The sequence below is a fragment of the Sinorhizobium sp. BJ1 genome (genome assembly GCF_002531555.1).
Lineage (GTDB): Bacteria > Pseudomonadota > Alphaproteobacteria > Rhizobiales > Rhizobiaceae > Sinorhizobium > Sinorhizobium fredii_B.
Window position 1 is genome coordinate 33,148 of record NZ_NWTH01000027.1, and the last position, 15,517, is coordinate 48,664.

The window sequence follows — 15,517 nt, forward strand, 5'->3', positions numbered from 1 at the left end:
GCTATCAGTCGTTGGTGGAACCGGCGCGACAGCTTCGACGGGAACTGGGATGAAGGATCAGGTAATCCGCGACATCGTTCTGTGGATGTCGGACGAGGGAATTCGCGGCCTCAAGGAACAGGACCTCCTCGCAGGTTTCTGCGATCAGTGCCACGCAGCCGGTATCCACGTCGACCGCGCCCTCGGACTGATCGACACGCTCCACCCCGAATTCGAGGGCCGCGCCTTCCAGTGGAACAGCGAAAGCGATGAAGTGCCGGACGTCCTGCACTACGGCTCGACGAGCGGCGGCGAAGCCCAGGAAAACTGGCAGCGCTCAGTTTTCTTCCAGATGCTCCAGGAGAACGAAACCGAACACCGCGTCCGCCTTGCACAGGAGCCGCATATCCCCTTCACCATGCTCGACAAGCTGAAGGCCGAAGGGCACACCGACTGCGTCGGCTTCATCCATCACTTTACCGACCGTGGCCGCGTCGGACAGATGGATTGTTTCTACTCCTATTGGACGTCGAAAAGACGTGGAGGCTTCAGCGACGAAGACCTCCATGCGCTCCGAACGCTGTTGCCGACGCTCGCGCTTGCCGTCAAGGCGGCCTCCTGCGTCCGCATCATCGGCACGCTGGCAGACGTTTATCTCGGGCAGGACGCCGGCCGGCGCGTCGTCGAGGGCAGCATCGAACGGGGGGCGGCCGAGCGGATCGAGGCGGTCATGTGGTTCTCCGATCTGCGCAACTACACGCGCATCGCCGAGAGCGTCGCGCCGGAGGAGGTCATTCCCTTCCTCAATGACTATTCCGGCACGGTGATCACAGCGATCGAGGAGCATGGCGGCAGTGTGCTGAAGCTGATCGGCGACGGTGTCCTCGCGATCTTCAACGGCCGCAAGCCGGCCGACGCCTGCGGTGCGGCGATCGCCGCCGAGCGGCAACTGCGCATCATGCTCGCCGACTTGAACACGCGACGGCTCGAGAAGGGAGAGCCGACCACCGACGTCTATCTCGGGCTGCATATCGGCGAGGTTTTCTACGGAAACATCGGCAGCCGGAACCGGCTCGATTTCACCGTCGTCGGCCCCGCCGTCAACGAGGTGAGCCGCATCGTCTCGATGTGTCGCTCGGTGGAACGGCACGTCATCATGTCTTCGGAATTCATCGAGGCTTCGCCGGCCGCCCATCGCGCCAATGCCGTTTCGCTCGGGCGCTTCGCGCTTCGCGGCGTTGCAAGGGCGAAGGAACTTTTTACCTGGGACCCGGACATCGAAGGCGGCTGAACGCGACGGAATTGGACCTGCACTGTTCGTTCGGCAAGAATGCCCGCCTCAAGAGGCGGGCATTCAGGTCGGCAGTAAGATCTGTCTTTAGTGGTTGATCGCCTTGACGATTTCCTCGGTGACCTTCTTGGCGTCGCCGAGCAGCATCATCGTGCCGTCCTTGTAGAACAGCGTGTTGTCGATGCCGGCATAGCCGGAGCCGAGCGAGCGCTTGACGAACAGGCAGGTCTTCGCCTTGTCGACGTCGAGGATCGGCATGCCGTAGATTGGCGAGGTCTTGTCGTCGCGCGCCGCCGGGTTGGTGACGTCGTTGGCGCCGATCACGTAGGCGACGTCGGCCTGGGCGAATTCCGAGTTGATGTCCTCGAGCTCGAACACCTCGTCGTAAGGGACATTCGCCTCGGCCAAGAGCACGTTCATGTGGCCGGGCATGCGGCCGGCGACCGGATGGATGGCGTATTTGACCTCGACGCCGGCCGCCTTGAGCTTGTCGGCCAGTTCCCGCAGCGAGTGCTGGGCCTGAGCCACCGCCATGCCGTAGCCGGGCACGATGATCACCTTCGAGGCGTTCTGCATCAGGAAGGCGGCGTCGTCGGCCGAGCCCTGCTTGACGGTCTTCTGTACGCCGTCGTCGCCGCCGGCGATCGCCGTCTCGCCGCCGAAGCCACCGAGGATCACCGAGACGAACGAGCGGTTCATGCCCTTGCACATGATGTAGGAGAGGATCGCACCCGACGAGCCGACCAGCGCCCCGGTGATGATCAGCGCCAGGTTGCCGAGCGTGAAGCCGATGCCGGCCGCCGCCCAGCCGGAATAGGAGTTGAGCATCGACACCACCACCGGCATGTCGGCGCCGCCGATCGGGATGATGATCAGCACGCCGAGCGCCAGCGACAGCAGGACGATCGCCCAGAAGTCGACATGGCTCTCGGTCAGCGCCAGGCCGACGATGAAGAAGACGATCAGCGCCGCCAGCCCGAGATTGATCAGATGCCGGTAGGGCAGCAGGATCGGCTTGCCGGACATCCGGCCGTCGAGCTTCAGGAAGGCGATCACCGAGCCGGTGAAGGTGATCGCGCCGATCGCCACGCCGAGCGCCATCTCGACGAGCGCCTGGGCGTGGATCTCTCCGATCGCGCCGATGCCGTAGGAGGACGGCGCATAGAGCGCCCCGGCCGCCACCAAGACGGCGGCGAGGCCGACCAGCGAGTGGAAGCCGGCGACCAGCTGCGGCATCGCCGTCATCGGGATGCGCTTGGCGATATAGGCGCCGGCGCCGCCGCCGAGGCCGAGGCCGGCGACGATCAGCAGGAAGCCGCCGATCGACGGCAGCGCCAGGAAGAGCGTCGTGACAATGGCGATTCCCATGCCGATCATGCCGTAGGTGTTGCCCCTGCGGCTCGTGGTCGGATGCGACAGGCCCCTGAGCGCCATGATAAACAGGACGCCGGAGACGAGATAGAGGAAGGCTGCGAAGTTAGCGTTCATCGGCCCGCCTCACTTGTCTTTTTTCTTGTACATGGCGAGCATGCGCTGGGTGACGAGAAAGCCGCCGAAGATGTTCACCGAGGCGAGCACCAGGGCGACGAAGCCGAAGCCGGTGGCGAGCCCCGAAGCCGAGATGCCGACCGCCAACAGCGCCCCGACGACGATCACCGAGGAGATCGCGTTGGTGACCGCCATCAACGGCGTATGCAGCGCCGGCGTCACCGACCAGACGACGTAGTAGCCGACGAAGATCGCCAGCACGAAGATCGCCAGTCGGAAGACGAACGGGTCGATGGCGCCGCCGGTGGCGCCATGCGCCACAGCGCCGGCCGCATCCGGCACGTATTCGGCTGCGGTCCTGACCGCCTCGACCGCCCGTTCGAGATCGGTCAGTGCCTTGTCCAACAGTTCGTTCGCCATCACTTGTCCCCCTTATCCGCACCGCCGAAGGCCGGGTGCACCACGGCGCCGCCGTGGGTCAGCGCCGTCGCCTTGACGAGTTCGTCCTCCATATCGAGCGCCAGAGCCTTCGTCTCTTTCGAGACCATCGTCTCCAGGAAGGTGACGAGGTTCTTGGCGTAGAGCAGCGAGGCGGAGGCGGCGATGCGGCCCGGCACGTTGAGATGACCGACGACCTTGACGCCGCCGACTTCGGCGACCTTGCCGGCTTCAGCGCCTTCGACATTGCCGCCGCGCTCGACGGCGAGGTCGACGACCACCGAACCGGGCTTCATCGCATCGAGCATCGCCCGAGTGACCAATCGCGGCGCCGGCCGGCCGGGGATCAACGCCGTGGTGATGACGATGTCCTGCTTGGCGATGTGCTCGGCGACGAGCGCCGCCTGCTTGACCTGGTAGTCCTTCGACATTTCCTTGGCATAGCCGCCGGCCGTCTCGGCTGCCTTGAACTCCTCGTCCTCGACGGCGATGAACTTGGCGCCGAGCGAGGCGACCTGCTCCTTGGCGGCCGGGCGCACGTCGGTTGCCGACACCATGGCGCCGAGACGCCTGGCGGTGGCGATCGCCTGCAGCCCGGCGACGCCGGCGCCCATCACGAAGATCTTTGCCGCCGGCACCGTCCCGGCCGCCGTCATCATCATCGGCAGGGCCCGGTCGTATTCATGGGCGGCGTCGATCACCGCCTGGTAGCCGGCGAGGTTGGCCTGGCTGGACAGCACGTCCATCGATTGGGCCCGGGTGATGCGCGGCATCAGTTCCATGGCGAAGGCGGTCAACCCGGCGTCGGCCATCGCGGCGATCGCCGCCTCGTTGCCGTAGGGGTCCATGATGGCGATGACGATCGCCCCCGACCGGTAGCCGGCCAACTCGTCGGTTGTCGGCCGCCGCACTTTGAGGATGACGTCGGCGCTCCTGGCATCGGCCGCCGTTCCGATCCGCGCCCCGGCTTTCTCGTATTCCGCGTCTGGAACGCGCGAATGGAAGCCGGCGCCGGCTTCGACGATGACGTCGAAACCGAGCGACTTCAGCTTCTTGACGCTCTCGACAGAGCCCGCCACGCGTGGCTCGCTCGGATCCGACTCCTTGGCGATAAAGACAATCTGGCTCAATACTCCCCCTCTCCGCCCCGCAAACAGGCCCTAGCCGAGGTGCGGGTACATGTTCCACTGCCGAGTCGGCTGCTTGAACGAGCCGCCCCTCATGCTGGCTCCTTAAAATCGGAGTCGATTTAAGGAGAGACGCCATGCACTACCTTCAAATCGCCACAGCGAGCTTGCGCGTACGAAAAGGCACGGCGCGCTGCAGCGACAGGCACTCTTTCGTCGAAGGCGGTGCCTGCCCGCCGTCGAAAAACGTTCCTCACGCGGTGAGGATGACTGGATCCCTTCCGGCGGCAAAAGGCAGGGGCGTCCTCCTTCCCCACCTTTGACAGGAAATGACCGGGAGGTGGCTCAGCGCAAGAAAAAGTAACCGGCGACGTTGAGGAGAATGAACAGCACGGAAGCGCTAAAGAAGCCCATGGTTGTGAAGAAGCCGGCGGCCATGGCAATCAGCAGGGCAACGCAAAACAGCGTGCCGTATTTCGTTGCGTTGAGAAAGAACCTGTAGGTCTTCTCATGCTCGGAATAGTCCATCGGGGCGCCCGTCTCGGCCGGTCCCGTATGATGCTCTGCCATCTCCAGTTCTCCAGAATGCTGTGGCACCGCCTTGCGGCGGTTCGCTTTGACCCACGATCGGAACCGCTTTCACGCAAGACGAGAGAGGTCCCTGAGCTTCCGCATACACAAAGCGACGGCCCTTCGCAACGAAAACCCGCCCCCGCAGGCTGCGGCATAGTCGAACGCCCATGCCGGCGAATTGTTTCGCCACATGCAAATGCAAGGCTGCAGTATCCCGGCCGCGAGGCCGACCTATTCGCCCATCGGGTCCCGCGAAAAAGAGCGGCCCTGGGCCAATTGGGCGAATCGCGCGGTCGGCAGGATCGTCAGCGGCGCAAACGGCACCTCATTCCGGCCGCCGAACATCAGGCGTCGTTCGAACGTCTCGGAATCGAAGATCGGATAGCGATCGAGAATGGAGGGCCGCTGACCGCGCACCTTCGCGACGAGGAGCGAGCCGTCGGCATTGTAGACGCCGAGGTTCTCCCGCCGCTCCACCACGGTTTTCGATCCGAAGAGCCGCTTGTAGAAGGCGGTGTGGCGTGGACGGCAGGCGGTGAGGCAGCGGTCGGCGGCGAAATATTCGCAGGCCATCGCCACCGGGCGCAGCGTCAGATACGGCAAGGCCTTCAGATCGTCGCCAAGCACCTCCGGGTCGACGGCGAGCCGGCCCGGATCGATCAACACCATGCCGGCATCCAGGAAGGCGTCGATTTCTTCGCCGAAGATCAGCCCCGACGTGCTGGCGCGATGGTCCGGCGTCACATGATGGACGCGCACCGTGCTGACTAGCCTCTCGTCGAGATAGATGCCGAAGACATAGGCGTGGCTGTCGAAGTCCAATGCGTCGATGAGCGTCGAGCCGGTCAACTCCAAGAGATTCACCGCCTTGTAGGCCTTGAATCTCAGGCGGGCGATATCCTCCATGTCCTCACCACCCTCGACCCGCCGGTATTCGACGCGATCAAGCAGCAGCATAAGTTTTTCGGAAAAGCTGCCAGAATCGGCCAGGCCTCCGTTGACGCTCATCACCCACCCCATGGTTAACAGGGCGTTAACCTATTGAGGGCAGAGCTGATGGCAACAACAAAATGGCACAGGTCACAATTAACTTTTTGTTAACCTTAACAAAAGGTAAAGCGATGTGGTTAACGGCTGAATCACAGCACGAATACTTGCTCGGGGGGACAAAGTCCTAGGCGATGTGCGATCGCGACGCTTTCGTGGTTCGTTTTCGGACACGTGGCTTGCACAGGTCTCGGATCGCCGATGCCGGCATCGGCCCCGAAAAGACAAAACCCTGGATCAAATCGGCACAACGATAGCTGTTGATGAGCTGCAACTCATCGACCGTCTCGACCCCTTCGACGACCGCTTTCAGGCCGAGGGCATGAGCGAGATTGACTGCACTGCGCAGCAGCTTGAAGCGACGCGCATCGTCGAGAATGTTACGGACGAAGGACCTATCGATCTTGATGATCGAGACGGGGAGCGCATCCAGATAGCTGAGGTTCGAGTAGCCGGTTCCGAAGTCGTCGATCGCAATGGTCATGCCGCGCTCGCGAAGCTCATGGAGCAGAGACTGGCCCTTCGCGGGTTCGTCCATCAGGCAGCTTTCCGTCACTTCGAGATGCAGCCGGGCCGGATCGAGCCCCGTCTCGTCCAAGGCCTTGCCGACAATTTCGACGATCTGCCTGTCGCGAAGGTCAAGGACGGACAAGTTGACAGAAACAGCCACGCCCTGTGGCCAGGTCGAGCAGTCGCGGCAGGCCTGCCGGAGAACGAAGCGGGTGATCTCGGTGACGAGCCCCATCTCCTCGGCGAGCCGAATGAAAACAGTGGGCGGCACCGGTCCGCGTTCCGGATGGGCCCAGCGCGCCAGGGCCTCGCAGCACTCGACACGCGATCCATCCGGTGTGAACATCGGCTGGTAGGAGACGCTGAGGGTGCCGGACTTGATCGCGTCGCGCAGATCGCTCTTGAGCTTCTGCCGATCGAGATAGCGTTCATCCATTTCGGCTTCGAAGGCGGTGCAGCCTCCCCTTTCGCGCGATTTCGTCTCCGCCAGCGCCAGATCGGCCTTGATCTGCAGATCCTCGAATCGAAAGGCGCTGCTCTTCGCGATGACGAAGCCGGCGCTCATGGTCATGTAGAACGTGAAGCCGCCGACCTCGTAGGTGCCGCGCAGGCTGGCATGGACGTCTCGGATTCGCTCATCCAGATCCGGACTGTTTTCCCGATTGGGGAAAAATACGACGAACTCGTCGCCCATCAGCCGCGCCGCGATCGCGCCACTGCCCGCGACCTCCTTGAGGCGTCCGGCAATTGCCTGAAGCAATTTGTCGCCGACCACGTGGCCCCTTGTGTCATTGACGTGCTTGAATTCGGCGACATCGATGAGCAGCAGCCCAACGTCGCAATCAGGCGCAGCCTCGCCGGCGACCGCATTGTGCGCCAATTCGACAAGATAATCGCGGCTCGGCAATGCGGTCAGCGTATCGAAGCGCACCATCTGCAGGATCTGCTTTTCCGCCTGAACCCGCGCCGTCACGTCTTCGAAGATCAGCACGACCTCGCCGTTCTCACGCCGGTTCGCCGAAAATTCGAGAAAGAGATCATCGAAAATAGGGACGAGCGCGCGCGACCGTTTTCCCTTGAGAAGCAGGTCGAGCTGGCGGACCATGTTCGCGCTTTTCTCTCCGTCGAGCGACATCTCGCGGGCGCCGCGCCGAAGCACGTCATCGAGGAGCAGATTCTTCATATCCGCCTTGTCGCCGAGCTTCAGAAGCTCACAGGCGCGTTCGTTGGCGACGACGATGCGGTTGTTGCCGTCCAGCATGAACAGGCCGTGCGTCATGTTGTTCAGCGCCGCGTCGAACTGCTCGGCCATCGATCTGATTTCCCGTGCGGCAAGAACATTGTCGTAAAGAAAGGCGCGCACGTTGTTCGCCATCTTCCACGTCGTGAAGATGAAAGGCAGGATCAGGACCGCCAGCACGAGCATGTAGGGATCGCGCAGCGTCAGGAGGCCAATGACAATTGGCAGGCAGGCCGACGAGGATAGCAACAGCACCGCGCGTTCGGAGCCGTAGTTTCTGCCGACCAGCGAAATCATCGACGCAAGCGTCACCGAGATGCAGGCGAGTTCGGAAAACGAATCCTGACTGACGGCAATGGCATAGCCGCAGGCAAGGCCGCAGGTCAGGGTCACGCCGATCCCGCCGACGATATACCGGTTCTCCCATCTCCTGACCGCGGCGCGATCGGCACTGGAGAAATCCTGACGGTCGAAGCGCCTCATGTCGAGGTTGCGAAGGGTCCAAACGATGACAATCGCGAAGGAGCAGCCAAGATAAAGGGGATCGGACGTCTTCAGGAAGACAAGCAGAAAGGTCACGACGTGCGACAGCATGCCGATCACCAATGCGCGGCGATGTTGGTAGAGCGAGCTTACAGACGACAGGTATATGTCTGTCGGAAAAGCGCCCTGTTCATTGCGCGTCATGAACCAAGCTCCGGTTTGCCGGATTGTTAGGTATCCAGGGCTTAACGAATGATTTCGTCTAACGGTCGAATATATCTGGCGGATTGCAAACAGCGGCACCTCGGATTTTCCATTCCGGGCAGCGATTCAACCCTCTCTTGCAGCAAGCGCCAGTGAATGGACGGATTTTGCAACTGGGCATAGGTCTCCTTTAAGAAAATGAAAACCGATCCAACTTTTAAAGCGTTCGAAGAAGCAAGACCATTTCGAAAGGAATGGTTAGCCGACCTTGAAGAAGCGGTGCCGAATGCCTGTTCCGAGTCTTGAATAGCGCCGGGAGTCTCGCCCGGACGGCCTCGCGTAGCGCCCGCCCCCTCTGCGCAGTTGACTTTGACCTCGCTCTGGCGGCAAGGCTTTCTCAAAAACGATGAACGGAGCTGATGATGTCGAAATCTGTCGTTGCCATCCCCTGCGACTTTCGCGAATTCGACGGCAATGTCTGGCACGTGGTCGCCCATCAATACGTGCGTGCGGCCGTCGAGGGAGCCGGCGTCATGCCCCTCCTCGTTCCGGCACTCGAAACCGGCAACGACATCGACGAGATCCTCGACCGGGTCGACGGTGTGCTCGCCAGCGGTGCACGCTCCAACGTCCATCCGGCGCTTTACGGACGAGAGGCGACGGACGCGGACGGGCCCTTCGATCTGGGCCGGGACGCGACCAGCCTCCCCCTGATCCGTCGGGCGCTCGACCGCGGCATCCCGCTGCTCGCCATCTGCCGTGGCATCCAGGAACTGAATGTCGCGCTCGGCGGCACGCTCGCGACCGAGATTCAGGAGCAACCGGGGGTGTCGGATCATCGGAAGCCGGACGTGCCCGATCTCGACGTCGCCTATGGCATTCGCCAGGACGTGGTCGTCAAAGAAGGAAGCTGCCTCGCTCCCGTGCTCGGCGCCGGCCGGGTCCGGGTCAACTCGCTGCATCGCCAGGCGATCGCCGCAACGGCACCGCGGCTGGCGGTCGAGGCCGTCGCCGACGACGGCACGATCGAAGCCGTGTCGGTCATCGGCGCCAAGGCATTCGCCGTCGGCGTCCAATGGCATCCGGAATATTGGGTGCGGACCGACGCTCCCTCCGCCGCCCTCTTCAAGGCTTTCGGCGATGCGGTGCGCGGATATAGGAAGAGCAAGGCGGTATAACCGCTGCTATCGGACTTTGCGCTCGAACGGCGTCTCCGGGACCGGCGTGAGCGCCCGTCCTGTTGAAAACCAGGCCTCCAGATTGTCGACGACGAGATCGGCCATGGCGTTGCGGGTGACGACCGAAGCGGACGCCACATGCGGCAGCAGCGAGACGTTCGGAAGCGCGATCAGCGCCTCAGGCACATGCGGCTCGTTTTCAAAGACATCGAGCCCCGCACCGGCGATGGTGCCGCTCTGCAACGCCGCGATGAGGGCGGTCTCGTCCAGCGTCGAGCCGCGGCCGACATTGATCACCACCCCTTGCGGTCCGAGCGCGGCGAGCACTGCCGCATTGACGGCCTTCGCGGTGCTTAGTGTCCCCGGCACGATCATTATCAGCGTGTCGACTGCTTCGGCCAGGCCCAAAAGGCTCGGATAATAGGCGAAGGGCAGTTCCTCGCGCGGGGAGCGCGTGTGGTAGGCAACCGGCACGCGGAACGCCTCCAGCCGGCGGGCGATCGCCAGACCGATCCTGCCGAGGCCGAAAAGTCCGACCTTTCGTCCACGGAGCGACAGCGGCGACAGCGGAAAGTTACCGTCCCGAACCCATCGGCCCTGCCGCAGCCATTGCTCCGCCTGTGGCAGTTGGCGCACCGTGTTGAGGAGCAGCCCGATCGCCGTATCGGCAACCTCCTCCGTCAATACATCCGGTGTGTTGGTGACCACGATGCCGCGCGCCGCCGCACGGGCGGCGTCGACGCCGTCGTAGCCGACGCCGAAATTGCCGATGATCTCGAGCCGAGGGAAGGAATCCATCAGTTCGGTCGGCAGGCGCCCCGAGACGGCAATGCCGGCGACATCCGCCATGTCTGCCGTGACCAGCGACGCATCGGCCCGCTCGATGCGTACAGTCTCGAACATCTGCGGCAGTCGCTCGAGGATGCGCGGGTTGATCTTGCCGGGTACAAGGATTCTAGGACGGCTCATCGAGGTTCCCTTTCCGGAGCGTGACGAAAGAAGCGGATGATCGCTCCCCGCATCCTGTTCCGACTCGCGGGGAAGGATCAAGCCGTTACGCGGAGCGGACCGGTCGACTGGCGGATGCGCATTTCCGGCTTGATCAGGTGGATGCCGTCCGGCTCGTGACTGCCGGAAAGCTTGTCGAGCAGGGCACGCGCCGCGCTGCGGCCGACTTCCGTCTGGCCATTCCAGACGGTCGTCAGCGCCGGAGTCGCGATCGAGGCTTCCTCGAGATCGTCGTAACCGGTCACCGAAATGTCGACCCCCGGTACGAGGCCGGCGCGGGCGATGCCGTTCATCATGCCGATCGCCACCAGATCGTTCCAGCAGACCACCGCGGTCGGCTTCTGCGGCAGCGACAGGAGATGCACCGCCGCCTCGAAGCCGCCCTGTTTCGAACGCGGGCCGGGGATGCGCAGATCCGGATCGACCTCGATATTCGCCTTGCGCAAGGCGTTGACATAGCCCTGATAGCGGTCACGCCCGGTCGAGGTCTGGTCGGTGCCGCCGACCATCGCGATGCAGCGGTGGCCGAGTCCGATCAGATGGTTGGTGGCAAGCGCGATGCCGTAGGCGTCGTCGCCGCGGAAAATCGGAACATCGAGGCCATCGATCGAACGGGCGATCAGGATCGCCGGCATGCCGTTGTCCTCGGCCAGCTGGATATCCTCCGGCGGCGTGCCGATCGCCGGCGACATGATGACACCGTCGCCGCCGAGCTGCAGCAGCGTTTCGATGAAGTCGCGCTGCTTCTCGACGGAATCGTAGTGATTGGAAAGAATGAAGGTCTGCTTGTCGCGATCGAGTTCCGCCTCGATCGCCTTGAGGATCTCGCCGTAGAACGGGTTCATGATGTCGTGGACGACGACGCCGATGATGCCGGAGCGCGATGTTCTAAGGCTTGCGGCGCGGCGATTGTAGATATAGCCGAGGGCACGCGCCTGCTCCTTGATCTTCTCGCGGGTGGCGATCGCCACGAGAGGACTGTCTCGCAATGCCAGGGATACGGTCGCCGTCGAAAGGCCGAGTGTTTCCGCAATTGTCGAAAGCTTGACCTTCTGCGCCACCGTGCCCCCCGTTGCCTGTCGATTTTCTTGCGCCGTTTTAAACCCTCTTTAAACTGTTTAAATCGCCGCTGCAATCGGGAAGTGCGCCAAGCCGGCGCGTCAGTCGGCCGCGCGCGCCGCCTGCAGGTTGCTGTCGACTGCGCGCAAGAGTTTCAGGAGCGTGCGCACCTGCTTGTCGGTGAGGCCGCGCGTGGCGAGCTTTTCGGAATGCTGACCGGCCTCGGCGATCGTCTGCAGGCGGTCGCGCCCCGGAGCGGTCAGGAAGACCTTGGTCAACCGCGCATCGCCCTCGTCCGGCCGGCGCTCGAGGAAGCCCTGGGCCTCCATGCGGCCGATCGTGCGCGTCATAGTCGGCGCCTTGACGCCGAGCCTGGCGGCGAGCGCCCCGGCGGTCAGGCCGTCCGTTTCGGCGAGAGCCAGCATGACGCCATCCTGGCCCGCATAGAGGCCGCTTTCGATAAGGTTGCGGGAGAGCACCGTGCGCATCGAGCGCGCTGCCTGGACGAGGATCGAAGCCAGGTCATGATCGTGGGCCTCGGCGACGATCTCGTCCTTCCTCTTGCCGTTCTTGCCCCTCTTTTCGGCTTTGCTCTTCTTGCCCATTGGACCTCCGGTCCGAATCCCGTACACTGCCTTTATAGCAATACAGCTTGAGATTACGAACTGTATGACTCAAATAACGATTTTACGACAAGCGATCCGGAGGACCGAACAGAAATGTCGCTGCCCAAGCCCTGCTGGGACGACAATCCCGTGGATCTTGCTCCAGCCGAACGGCGGGATTGGATCGCCGTTCTGCCGCTCGGCGCACATGAACAGCACGGGCCACACCTGCCCTTCGAAACGGACCGGCTGATCGCCGAAGGCATTGTCGACCGCGTCATGGCACAGTTGCCCCATGACCTGCCCGCGACTTTCCTGCCGGTCGAGCCGGTTGGCTACTCGATCGAACACATGGACGTGACGGGGACCCGAACGCTTGGCTATGCCGAAGCGATCGCGCGCTGGCTCGGCATCGCCGAAGACCTTGGCCGGCTGGGCATCCGCAAACTGGTAATGCTGAATGCGCATGGCGGCAATTCCCCCCTGATGACGATCGTGGCGACAGAGGCGCGCGTGCGCTTTAACATGCTGGCGGTCGCGACGAGCTGGACCCGTTTCGGACAGCCGGAGGGCTGGATCGGTGATGAGGACAAGGCGATCGACATCCATGGTGGCGACATCGAGACGTCAGTGATGTTGGCCCTCCACCCCGAGAAGGTCGACATGGCGAAGGCCCGCCGTTTCCCCTCCCGTCAGAGCGCGTACCAGCGCCGCTTCAAGCATCTGCGCGCCTACGGCCCGCATGCCTTCGGTTGGAAGATGTCGGACCTCAACCCGGACGGCGTGGCCGGCAATGCGGCCGCCGCCACGGCGGATCGCGGCGAAGCTCTTCTCAGCCATGCGGTCGGCGGCATCATCGAACTGCTCAGGGATGTGCAGGCCTTCGACGTCGGCGACTTTGCCTGACCGCCCGACGCAAGCGAAAAGGCGCGCCCGCACATTTGCGCATCGCTGCATCATCTCCTATATGAACCCCGACACCGATGCTCGCGGCGCATCGCCAATTCTCGAGGCTCCCATGACCGACACGACCACGCAGAAGCCGATCCCCGTCACCGTGCTCACGGGCTATCTCGGCGCCGGCAAGACGACGCTCCTCAACCGCATCCTCAGCGAAAATCACGGGCGCAAATATGCGGTCATCGTCAACGAATTCGGCGAAATCGGCATCGACAACGACCTGATCGTCGAATCCGACGAGGAAATCTACGAGATGAACAACGGCTGCGTCTGCTGCACGGTGCGCGGCGACCTCATCCGTGTGGTCGAAGGGCTGATGCGCCGGCCGGGCCGTTTCGACGCGATCATCGTCGAGACCACCGGCCTTGCCGATCCGGTGCCGGTTGCCCAGACCTTCTTCATGGATGACGACGTGCGCGCCAAGACCGAGCTCGACGCCGTCGTAGCACTCGTCGACGCCAAGCATCTGCCGCTGCGGCTGAAGGACAGCCGCGAGGCGGAAGACCAGATTGCATTTGCCGATGTGGTGCTGCTCAACAAGACCGATCTCGTGTCGCCCGAAGAACTCGAGCGCATCGAGGCGACGGTCCGCGTGATCAATCCGTCGGCCCGCATCTACCGGACGCAGCGCTCGGAGATCGATCTCGGCAAGGTACTCGACCAGGGCGCCTTCAATCTCGAAAGGGCGCTGGAGAACGATCCGCATTTCCTCGATCAGGGCGAGCACGACGATCACGTCTGCGGCCCCGATTGCGACCACGACCACCATCATCACGATCACGATCACCACCACCACGATCATGATCATGACCACGGTCATCATCACCACGACCATGCTCCCTCGCCCATCCATGACGTGACGGTGCAGTCGATCTCGTTGCGTGGCGGCGAGATGAATCCGGAGCGCTTCTTCCCCTGGATCCAGAAGATCACCCAGACGGACGGACCGAATATCCTGCGCCTCAAGGGCATCATCGCTTTTGCCGGCGATGCGGAGCGTTATGTGGTGCAAGGCGTCCACATGATCATCGAAGGCGACCACCAGCGCGCCTGGAAGGACGGCGAGAAGCGCGAGTCCCGCCTCGTCTTCATCGGCCGCGATCTCGACCGCGAGAAGCTCGAGCGCACCTTCAAGGCCTGTGAAGTCCAGGCATGATCCCGGACAAGCTGAAGCAAGGGGGCCAAGCCAACTGATGCCGACCGTCGCTCCGCTCGATCTCGAAGGCCATGTCGTCGGCGTGGCCTTTCTGAAGGACATTCCCTTTTTCGCCGGCGCCGCCGGCACCATTCACCGCCTCGATCACGGCCACAAGACAACCGAGCTGCACGACGGCCTGCTTTCGGTCGCTTATGACGAAGCGACCGATACGCTCTTGACCGGCGGCGAAGACGGCAAGGTGATGCGCGTTTCGGCCGACGGAACGGCGAGCCTCGTTGCAGAGACGCCGCGCAAATGGATTTCCCAGGTCGCCGCCGGACCGCAAAGGGCGGTTGCCTATGCCTTCGGCAAGACGAGCTATGTCCGCCTTGCCGACGGCAGCACGAAGGAATTCCCCGAGGACCGCACCGTCGAGGGCATTGCCTTCGCTCCCAAGGGCTTGCGCATCGCGGTGGCGCGTTACAATGGCGTGTCGTTGCATTGGGTGACGATGGCCGGCCAGCCGGTCGACCTCGAATGGAAGGGCGCCCATACCGGTGTCACCTTTTCGCCCGACGGCCGCTTCGTCGTCACCTCCATGCAGGAGAATGCGCTGCATGGCTGGAAGCTGGATGCGAAGCCGGTCGCCGAAGCGCGGCACATGCGCATGACCGGCTACCCGGCCAAGGTGAAGTCACTTTCCTGGTCGGCAAAGGGAAAGTGGCTTGCCTCCGCGGGCGCACCGGCGGCGATCGTCTGGCCGTTCCAGGGCAAGGACGGGCCGATGGGCAAGGCGCCGCTGGAGCTCGGCACGCGCGCCAACACGATGGTAACGACGGTCGCCTGCCATCCGGCCGAGGACATCGTCGCGATCGGCTATGAGGATGGCATGATCCTCGCCGCCCGTCTCGCCGACAGCAAGGAAGTGCTGCTGCGACGCCCCGGCAAGGGCGCGATCACCGCCATGGCCTGGAACAGCAACGGCCGCCAAATTGCCTTCGGCTCAGGTGCCGGCGATTGCGGCGTGGTGGATTTGTCGGGATAGTTTATCTCCTGCAGTGTAAGGGAAGCCCCTCACCCTAACCCTCTCCCACGCAAGCGGGGCGAGGGGACGTGCCCGCGTCCACGTCATCAATGGCGACAGCTCAACAGTCATGGGCTTCTGGCGCATAACACGCAAGGCGGCGCC

14 protein-coding genes are annotated in these 15,517 nt (G+C 63.2%); 5 read left to right on the forward strand and 9 right to left on the reverse strand.

Annotated features, from left to right (window positions below):
• The first annotated feature begins 49 nt into the window (after window positions 1-49).
• On the forward strand, window positions 50-1,270 hold the full coding sequence (locus CO676_RS26235) for an adenylate/guanylate cyclase domain-containing protein (RefSeq protein WP_097523228.1): 1,221 nt from the start codon (window positions 50-52) through the stop codon (window positions 1,268-1,270).
• Window positions 1,271-1,357: 87 nt separating this feature from the next.
• Here the strand turns inward: CO676_RS26235 and CO676_RS26240 are convergent, their stop codons facing one another.
• The 6 genes from CO676_RS26240 to CO676_RS26265 all read right to left on the reverse strand — a co-directional run bounded on the left by CO676_RS26240 (window position 1,358) and on the right by CO676_RS26265 (window position 8,380).
• Window positions 1,358-2,758 carry an NAD(P)(+) transhydrogenase (Re/Si-specific) subunit beta gene (locus CO676_RS26240; protein WP_097523229.1) on the reverse strand — a complete coding sequence of 467 codons (1,401 nt, stop codon included), beginning with the start codon at window positions 2,756-2,758 and terminating at the stop codon, window positions 1,358-1,360.
• A 9-nt stretch (window positions 2,759-2,767) separates the two neighbouring features.
• On the reverse strand, window positions 2,768-3,178 hold the full coding sequence (locus CO676_RS26245; protein ID WP_012709410.1) for a proton-translocating transhydrogenase family protein: 411 nt from the start codon (window positions 3,176-3,178) through the stop codon (window positions 2,768-2,770).
• Entirely contained in the window at window positions 3,178-4,326 is a 1,149-nt protein-coding gene (locus CO676_RS26250) for a Re/Si-specific NAD(P)(+) transhydrogenase subunit alpha (RefSeq protein WP_014765964.1), read from the reverse strand. The genes CO676_RS26245 and CO676_RS26250 overlap by 1 nt, the downstream gene beginning before the upstream one ends.
• A 342-nt stretch (window positions 4,327-4,668) precedes the next feature.
• A complete protein-coding gene (locus CO676_RS26255) occupies window positions 4,669-4,893 on the reverse strand; it encodes an aa3-type cytochrome c oxidase subunit IV (RefSeq protein WP_097523230.1) in 225 nt (74 codons plus the stop codon).
• 234 nt (window positions 4,894-5,127) lie between these two features.
• Window positions 5,128-5,904 carry a hypothetical protein gene (locus CO676_RS26260; RefSeq protein ID WP_097523231.1) on the reverse strand — a complete coding sequence of 259 codons (777 nt, stop codon included), beginning with the start codon at window positions 5,902-5,904 and terminating at the stop codon, window positions 5,128-5,130.
• Between the two features lie 166 nt (window positions 5,905-6,070).
• Entirely contained in the window at window positions 6,071-8,380 is a 2,310-nt protein-coding gene (locus CO676_RS26265; RefSeq protein WP_097523232.1) for an EAL domain-containing protein, read from the reverse strand.
• 422 nt (window positions 8,381-8,802) lie between these two features.
• Between CO676_RS26265 and CO676_RS26270 the strand changes: the two genes are divergently transcribed.
• Entirely contained in the window at window positions 8,803-9,558 is a 756-nt protein-coding gene (locus CO676_RS26270; RefSeq protein WP_097523261.1) for a gamma-glutamyl-gamma-aminobutyrate hydrolase family protein, read from the forward strand.
• A 6-nt stretch (window positions 9,559-9,564) separates the two neighbouring features.
• On the opposite strand, the gene CO676_RS26275 is transcribed toward CO676_RS26270, so the two are convergent.
• The 3 genes from CO676_RS26275 to CO676_RS26285 form a co-directional block, all read right to left on the reverse strand.
• Window positions 9,565-10,527 (reverse strand): 2-hydroxyacid dehydrogenase, encoded by a 963-nt coding sequence (locus tag CO676_RS26275; RefSeq protein ID WP_097523233.1) that lies wholly within the window; start codon window positions 10,525-10,527, stop codon window positions 9,565-9,567.
• Between the two features lie 77 nt (window positions 10,528-10,604).
• Entirely contained in the window at window positions 10,605-11,627 is a 1,023-nt protein-coding gene (locus tag CO676_RS26280) for a LacI family DNA-binding transcriptional regulator (protein WP_097523234.1), read from the reverse strand.
• Window positions 11,628-11,726: 99 nt separating this feature from the next.
• Window positions 11,727-12,230, reverse strand: coding sequence for a MarR family transcriptional regulator (locus CO676_RS26285; RefSeq protein ID WP_014765971.1), 504 nt, complete (start codon window positions 12,228-12,230; stop codon window positions 11,727-11,729).
• Between the two features lie 114 nt (window positions 12,231-12,344).
• Here CO676_RS26285 and CO676_RS26290 point away from each other — a divergent pair, with 114 nt between their 5' ends.
• The 3 genes from CO676_RS26290 (at window position 12,345) to CO676_RS26300 (ending at window position 15,373) form a co-directional block, all read left to right on the forward strand.
• Window positions 12,345-13,136, forward strand: a complete 792-nt coding sequence (locus tag CO676_RS26290; protein WP_097523235.1) for a creatininase family protein — start codon at window positions 12,345-12,347, stop codon at window positions 13,134-13,136.
• A gap of 112 nt (window positions 13,137-13,248) precedes the next feature.
• Complete coding sequence (locus CO676_RS26295; RefSeq protein ID WP_014765973.1) at window positions 13,249-14,346, forward strand: GTP-binding protein; 1,098 nt, start codon at window positions 13,249-13,251, stop codon at window positions 14,344-14,346.
• Between the two features lie 37 nt (window positions 14,347-14,383).
• Window positions 14,384-15,373 carry a WD40 repeat domain-containing protein gene (locus CO676_RS26300; RefSeq protein ID WP_097523236.1) on the forward strand — a complete coding sequence of 330 codons (990 nt, stop codon included), beginning with the start codon at window positions 14,384-14,386 and terminating at the stop codon, window positions 15,371-15,373.
• The last annotated feature ends 144 nt before the right edge of the window (window positions 15,374-15,517 follow it).

Excerpts from the sequence above, each read along its gene's own strand:
- CO676_RS26235 (WP_097523228.1), top strand. The coding sequence starts at position 50 with ATGAAGGATCAGGTAATCCGCGACATCGTTCTGTGGATGTCGGACGAG.
- CO676_RS26240 (WP_097523229.1), bottom strand. The coding sequence starts at position 2,758 with ATGAACGCTAACTTCGCAGCCTTCCTCTATCTCGTCTCCGGCGTCCTG.
- CO676_RS26245 (WP_012709410.1), bottom strand. The coding sequence starts at position 3,178 with ATGGCGAACGAACTGTTGGACAAGGCACTGACCGATCTCGAACGGGCG.
- CO676_RS26255 (WP_097523230.1), bottom strand. The coding sequence starts at position 4,893 with ATGGCAGAGCATCATACGGGACCGGCCGAGACGGGCGCCCCGATGGAC.
- CO676_RS26260 (WP_097523231.1), bottom strand. The coding sequence starts at position 5,904 with ATGAGCGTCAACGGAGGCCTGGCCGATTCTGGCAGCTTTTCCGAAAAA.
- CO676_RS26265 (WP_097523232.1), bottom strand. The coding sequence starts at position 8,380 with ATGACGCGCAATGAACAGGGCGCTTTTCCGACAGACATATACCTGTCG.
- CO676_RS26270 (WP_097523261.1), top strand. The coding sequence starts at position 8,803 with ATGTCGAAATCTGTCGTTGCCATCCCCTGCGACTTTCGCGAATTCGAC.
- CO676_RS26275 (WP_097523233.1), bottom strand. The coding sequence starts at position 10,527 with ATGAGCCGTCCTAGAATCCTTGTACCCGGCAAGATCAACCCGCGCATC.
- CO676_RS26285 (WP_014765971.1), bottom strand. The coding sequence starts at position 12,230 with ATGGGCAAGAAGAGCAAAGCCGAAAAGAGGGGCAAGAACGGCAAGAGG.
- CO676_RS26290 (WP_097523235.1), top strand. The coding sequence starts at position 12,345 with ATGTCGCTGCCCAAGCCCTGCTGGGACGACAATCCCGTGGATCTTGCT.
- CO676_RS26295 (WP_014765973.1), top strand. The coding sequence starts at position 13,249 with ATGACCGACACGACCACGCAGAAGCCGATCCCCGTCACCGTGCTCACG.
- CO676_RS26300 (WP_097523236.1), top strand. The coding sequence starts at position 14,384 with ATGCCGACCGTCGCTCCGCTCGATCTCGAAGGCCATGTCGTCGGCGTG.